The organism is Mesorhizobium sp. M1E.F.Ca.ET.041.01.1.1, from assembly GCF_003997355.1.
In the GTDB taxonomy this organism is placed as follows: Bacteria; Pseudomonadota; Alphaproteobacteria; order Rhizobiales; family Rhizobiaceae; genus Mesorhizobium.
This window is the reverse complement of the sequence record NZ_RZSL01000381.1, coordinates 1-6,042: the sequence shown is the minus strand read 5'-3', so window position 1 is coordinate 6,042 and position 6,042 is coordinate 1. Positions and strand designations below refer to the sequence as shown.

Below are 6,042 nucleotides of genomic sequence, written 5' to 3'. Positions count from 1 at the left end.
TGCATGGCCTCGAAGGCTTCGACGAAAGCCGGGCGGCAGTCCGGATAGATGAAATAATCCCCGCCGTGGACCGCTGCCGCCACGGCATCGGCCTGTTCCGCCGCGGCTATACCAAAGGCTACCGCCAGCATAATCGCGTTGCGATTGGGTACGACAGTGACGCGCATGCTGTCTTCCGCGTAGTGCCCCTCGGGGACCGGCCGCCGCTGGTCAGCGCCGATCCGGTTAGCAGGCGTCCGACCGCGGTGATATCGACGACGTCGTGTGGCACGCCAAGGCGCAAGGCGCACCTCCGCGCAAAGTCCAGCTCCTTTTTATGGCGCTGGCCGTAGTCAAACGACACGAGGCGGGTGAGGGCTCTTTCGGCTGCGACCTTGTAGGCGAGCGTGACGGAATCCAATCCGCCGGAACAGATAACGATAGTCTTAACCAGGCTTCCTTGTTTTTACCGGGTAGGCTGCGACCGGATCGGCTCACGTGCCGATGGACATTTAGCGGGTCACGCAGGAATGGGCGCCATCCGCGAAGCGGACAGACACACCATCCACTTTCCGGCGCAACAAATAACCGGTGCTGTGCCGATGTCAATGAGGAGTGCGCGGCGGTCGCATCGCCCGCTTGATCGTCGTGACAATCTGCAGTGAGCGCAAGAGCGACCTATCCTTGATTCGGACGACGACTACAAAGGCCGGGATCGAACATCTAGATGTCGGGCGGCGGTCCATCATAGCGAGATGCGCTTTGGACGCGTTCGCTGGGCTTATCGTGGGTTTGAGTCAGAGGACCGCCACATCTTGAGACCCACTATCGACCAAGAACTCTTCTGCCATCGGCGACGCTCAGTCTAGTGGCGGCTTTGCGCCTCAATCCTGGACGTTAAGCCCATTTTCGTTGCTACCTAAAGCCGACATTGCAGAGAGTAACAATCGACGAGAATCCACTTTGTGTCGAAAACAAGGGATCACTTGCCCGATAAATTTAGCGTAAGGATATGGTACCCGCTACGCCTGAAGCTGGCGACCCTTTCACTGACGCGGTCAGCCGGTTCTTGATTTAGCCGTTTCCATTCCTTGGCCGTGCTGCTCGTGCGCAACAGCTTCAAATGCTGCGCTTGTCTCTGAGCAGGGCTCTCAGAAGATTTGAAGTCGGGGCCGAAGCCGCCGCTGTGCTTGCCAATAAGGCGAACGCTCGCCTAGCCAGTGCCGGCGGTCAGAGTTGATCGATTTATAGAGGTCCAGGTGAAGTATCTGGAGTCGATCTCATGTTGATCCGCCGAATCGGGATCGGCTGCCGACTTCGTGCCATCGTGACGGAATGCTGGTGATCAGGACCGCTACGATACCGGTAACGAAAATGCCATCGAATGTCCCAGCTCCGCCAATCGACACGATCGGAGCTTGAAGATGGGCCAGCTTGTCAAAGTTGAGAAGATCGGCGCCGGTCAGCGTGCCGAGAGATCCGGCAATGTAAGCAAGCGGGGCCGGGCGTTGGCGTAGGAGAATTAGCGCTGCAGATATGGCCGCAGTTGCGGGGACGAATGCCGGGACGGCTATGCCAATCCCGGGAATCAGAGACGAAAACCAGTAACAGATCGCCGCTACAGCGACGGTTGCCAACAGCCCTTTCAGCCAGAGTTGCCACCGGGTGAGAAGATAGCCGACAAGATCACCGGAATGACCGCTCCTCCGACATTGATCGCAAGGACAGTACCACCCCAATCAGTCGCGGAGGCACCTTGATAATGCATACCAAAGAAGCCTGCCGCCTGATTGGTCATTGCGGTGCCTTGTGAAATCACAGCCAAGGGGATGTTGATGTAGCTTCCGATTAAGGAAGCAAACAGCAAGAGCACCGCCCCGGTCGGGCTTACTCCCAACTGTTCGTACGCGTATTTTATCAGCCGCAGAGGCAGCAGCACGAAAACGAGGAAAAACAGAACGACCAGAATGAAGAAGGAATGGACCGATAGAGGAAGGTACCAAAACTGAGGGAAGTTCATCGGAATTCCTCCGTCGGGACTCGCGGTTATAGGAGTGGCGATCGATTCTCATCGCCCGCAGCAGCGTTGCATCAGCCTGTCTTTTTGACGTCGCCGAGGGCACCTCGCACCGCTGTTGCCACCACGATCATGGCCACACCCGAGGTGATGAAATTGACGCCCACAATCAGACCCAGCGCCCAGGCAGCCGTACTCGGCCACCCGGCTATGAGCAACCCAGCCAGAACGAGATCGGCGATCCCACTGATGATCATCCAGCCCCACGATTCACGGAACGCGGACCGGTAGCTGAAGCCAACCACGACCTGAAACATGCCTTCTGCGATGAAGAACGCGACCAGCAGAAGTGTCAGCGACACCACACCTTGGATCGGGTGCCAGAGCAGCAATACTCCGGCAAAGAGCGCAAGCGCTCCGCTGAGCAAAGACCATATGAAGTTGGCGGCATTTGGCGCGAAGAGCATCATCACCAGCCCGGTCAGACCGCTGAACAGAAAAATCCATCCAACATAGAGTTCAACGGCAACGCTGAAGATGTTGGGCAAAATGACGGCTGCGATCCCGAGCAGCGTCGTGATGACACCTTGTGTGATGAACAGCCCGGAGTGAAAGCGCACGACATCTCTGACCGCCTGCTGCATTTCGTTGATGGTTGTCGGCGAAGCGTTCACGACAGTTTCTCCTTTTCCACCACGCGATTGAGCAGGCGTTTGTCGGTCAGGCCTGCTCCTTCCTGGATCGCATTCCCTTCAGTATTGACAGGGCCGCAGGGACGAGCAGTTTTCGCGCGGCGACATCCAGCGGATTGTGCGCGAGTTCAGTAATGTTCGCCCTGACGTTCTTGAGTTCCTGACCGACTGCCTCGACGGTAAGTTTTAGGTCACGCGCGTCTGCCTCGATGGAGTCGACAGCCATTTTTCGGACTTCGAAGGCGAGCTCGAGTTCCGGTCCGGGCCTGGACTTGCTGGCGAGAAGCAACACGATGGCGGCGATCACAATGTCGATCAGGGCGACGGCGGCTGCCGCCCATGCTTGGCCGATGGACACCTGCAGGGCGTAGAAGCCGGCGATGTTGACCATCCCTAGCCCGAACACTGCAATGAGGCCAGAGAAGGCAATTAAGCCGGCCCAACGCAGCAGAATGTCCAGCCAAATCTTTCCGATCAGAAGATCGGCTTTTCTCAACACCTGCAGGTCGCGAACAAGATGATCAATCACGCTTCGTCCCTCAATGCCTTCCGAGCAGGCGCCCGATCAGTATTCCGACAAGCAGCGCGCCGACGACGCTCGACGTCGGATGTTGCGAAATGTTCTTCTCTGCCTCCTCGAAGAACAGGGTGACCTCGTCGGCAAGCGCGCGCAGGTCAGCGTGCCATTCTTCGTCGTCAGCTGTGTGGACCGGTTCGGCACCGGTGGGACCATTGTTCGTCGGAGCGGCTGCGGCCGCCCGTTGCTGTTGCGAGAGCGCCACCGCCTCTTGCAGCGATTTCAACTCGCGGGAGACTACAGCATCTGTGCTCACGTCAGTACCTTCCCCAAGTGACCTCGCCCGAATTCAGGTCGATGACTCGGATTTGGTCTGCGCACCGCCCTTCAGGGCATCGCCGGCCTGTTGATTGGCTCGATCGAATGCTTGGCGCGATTCGGCCAACGCCGCGCTCAGCGCCGCCCAGGATTCTCCTCCTGCCTGCATCAGCTTATGCAGCCGCGCCTCCGCCTCCGCGGCGTCCGCCTTCATCTTAGTTACCGCGACATCGATGTCAGCGCGCCTTGCGGTCATGACCTTCCCAGCTTCATTGTGGAATGCCTCGGCCGTCTCGCGCCACGCCTTAGCCTGTGCTCCGGCAGCCTGCAGGAATGTCGCCTTTTGCTGCTCCGCCTGTTTGCCGACCGTCTCGAAATACGTGTTGACCTCGGTCTCGAAACGACGCCACTGCGATTCCAACTTGGCCGTGTTCTCCCGGATAGCAGCTTGCCCTGCTTTTGCTTGGGCCTTCGCGCTGGCCTCAAACTCGTCGCGCCGCTGCTTGAGATCCGCGACAATTCGATCGGCATCGGCCTTCGAGTCGACCTTCACTTGGCCCACCTTGGCTTCCAGCGATGCCAAGATGGCGTCCATCTCATCGATCCGTTGCTTGGTCCAATTCAGGTAGGCATGCATACTGCTCTGATCCGACATCATTGCCTCCATTTTGCCGTACTACCTGCGCTCGTTCGCCGGCGATGAAACTGGCATGTCCCAAGGGGCCGGACCCAGGGACCGGCCGCCTGAGGATCTGGTTGATCTCACGCAGTCAGCGCTTCCTTGGTGAGTGCCCACGCCTGCTTCAGCTTGCCAGAGCGGGTCTCAAAATCTGCCCGCACCGCGCCGATGCGTTGGTTGATCTTTTGTTTGGCCTCAGCTTGCGCGGCGGCGCGCTGCTTCTCGAGCTCAGCGATCTTGGCGTTCAGTTCCGTCTCCATCGTTTCGAGCCGGGTCTGGAGCCGCTTCTCCGCTTGATTGATGTCCGATTTCGCCTTGTCCAGCTTCGCCTTGAGTCGTGCTTTGGCATCTGCATTTGCCTGGGCATACTCGGCGTGCAGCTCCTGCAGCTCGGCCCTGCGCGCAGCAAGCTCCTTGGCGATCTGCTCATCCTCGAAGTCGGCTCGCCAGGTCCGCATCACCGTGCCACCCAAGGCTTCCATGCGCGCGTCCAACGGCGTGGTCCAGTTCTCGGTCACTTCGGCAACGACCGCCGTTTTGCCTGCTTCCAGCATCGTCTTCGAGACCTTCCAGATGAAATCTTCGCCGACGCCATAATTGAATAGGTCCGTCATGCTTCCGACGAGTGTGCCGCCCGTCATACCGACGAGCACGCCAGCCGGACCGCCGACCAGGCCGATAAGTCCGCCGACCAAGGCGCCCACTGCAGTGCCAAGGGGGCCCTCGTCAGCAGTCTGCTTGACCCCGAAATGGCCTTCGGCGTCTTTCGCGATTACGGCCATCCCGTAGAGCGTCAGACTTCCTTCGGCATGAAGCTCCTGCAGCGCGCGAGTGGCCTCGTAGGCTTTCGCCTCGGTTGGAAACACGATGACAACGAACTTGCTCATGACTTCGCCTCCGTCTGGGAAAAGTGCCGCTATGCCGTGATGGTCGATGCTATTTCAGGACAGCAGTCCCCTGAATGGTCGACCTTCAACGTCAAGTCTCAGGGGAGGAGAAATTTACTCTTCCCAGGAGGCACTGCTTTGACTTGCGTCAACTCCGAACAATCGCGCACCCTGGGGCGCCTGAGGCGAGAATGGCGGCTCCAAGATGAGTTTGGAAATGTGCAAAAGACGCATCACGGTCTCACCTTGATGCGACGGACTTGACCGCCGTCCTTTGCGAGATGTCAGCTCCAGTCAGATGTGTTCCGTAACCGGAGTCTGCCTTCGGCCCCAAATCCCAACCGAGTAGGTGCCTGACCTGGGTGTTGCTCCCGTGGCCAATCATGGCCGAAGGAGAAACGAAATGGGACATTCTCCCTATGACCCCACCGCTCCCAATCGCCGCGCGTGGAACGCGGGCAAGAAGGTCGGAACGAAACGGCCGTTGAAACCTCGACAGATATGGGCGATCCGGTTCTTTCTCGACCGAGAGCGGCGATTGCGCGATCGAGCCCTCTTCGATCTAGCAATCGACAGCAAGTTGCGGGGCTGCGATCTCGTCAAGGTCAAGATTGGCACCTTGGTTCTCGGGCCGGAAATTCGAACCCGCGCGAGGGTCGTGCAACAGAAGACAGGCCGACCGGTTCAGTTGGAGTTGACGAGCGATGCACGCTCCAGTCTTCTCGTATGGCTAGAACGGCGCGGCGGCACGGTCGACGATTATGCGTTGCCGTTTCTTCCGCAGCCCGTAGAGGTGTGGCGGTGCAGGTCATAGCCAAAAGGCCGACGGCGTAACCGATTGCTGGGAGGTGCCGGTCCCGGCTTTTAGGAATTGCGGCATCTCAGTTGCCCGCAAAGAAGATGTTGGCGAACTCGCCCACGGTGTCCTTGCGCTGCCAGTCGCGCTGCAGTTC

At 58.9% G+C, this 6,042-nt stretch carries 5 protein-coding genes and 3 pseudogenes; 1 reads left to right on the top strand and 7 read right to left on the bottom strand.

The window, feature by feature from the left end; all coding sequences use genetic code 11:
- The 7 genes and pseudogenes from EOA38_RS25225 to EOA38_RS25195 form a co-directional block, all read right to left on the bottom strand.
- Positions 1–433 (bottom strand): annotated as a pseudogene (locus EOA38_RS25225) (7-cyano-7-deazaguanine synthase); the annotation flags it as partial.
- An 826-nt stretch (positions 434–1,259) separates the two neighbouring features.
- Positions 1,260–1,777, bottom strand: a pseudogene (locus EOA38_RS25220) (DUF1614 domain-containing protein).
- Between the two features lie 293 nt (positions 1,778–2,070).
- Positions 2,071–2,670: a DUF308 domain-containing protein gene (locus tag EOA38_RS25215; protein WP_127300505.1), complete on the bottom strand. Its 600-nt coding sequence runs from the start codon at positions 2,668–2,670 to the stop codon at positions 2,071–2,073.
- Between the two features lie 46 nt (positions 2,671–2,716).
- A complete protein-coding gene (locus tag EOA38_RS25210; protein WP_127300504.1) occupies positions 2,717–3,217 on the bottom strand; it encodes a hypothetical protein in 501 nt (166 codons plus the stop codon).
- A gap of 10 nt (positions 3,218–3,227) precedes the next feature.
- Positions 3,228–3,491, bottom strand: coding sequence for a hypothetical protein (locus tag EOA38_RS25205; RefSeq protein ID WP_210212985.1), 264 nt, complete (start codon positions 3,489–3,491; stop codon positions 3,228–3,230).
- A gap of 63 nt (positions 3,492–3,554) precedes the next feature.
- On the bottom strand, positions 3,555–4,178 hold the full coding sequence (locus EOA38_RS25200) for a hypothetical protein (RefSeq protein ID WP_127300502.1): 624 nt from the start codon (positions 4,176–4,178) through the stop codon (positions 3,555–3,557).
- Positions 4,179–4,285: 107 nt separating this feature from the next.
- Entirely contained in the window at positions 4,286–5,089 is an 804-nt protein-coding gene (locus tag EOA38_RS25195) for a DUF1269 domain-containing protein (RefSeq protein WP_127300501.1), read from the bottom strand.
- Between the two features lie 403 nt (positions 5,090–5,492).
- Between EOA38_RS25195 and EOA38_RS25190 the strand changes: the two are divergent.
- Positions 5,493–5,861 (top strand): annotated as a pseudogene (locus tag EOA38_RS25190) (integrase); the annotation flags it as partial.
- Positions 5,862–6,042 lie beyond the last annotated feature (181 nt).

Excerpts from the sequence above, each read along its gene's own strand:
- EOA38_RS25200 (WP_127300502.1), bottom strand. The coding sequence starts at position 4,178 with ATGTCGGATCAGAGCAGTATGCATGCCTACCTGAATTGGACCAAGCAA.
- EOA38_RS25195 (WP_127300501.1), bottom strand. The coding sequence starts at position 5,089 with ATGAGCAAGTTCGTTGTCATCGTGTTTCCAACCGAGGCGAAAGCCTAC.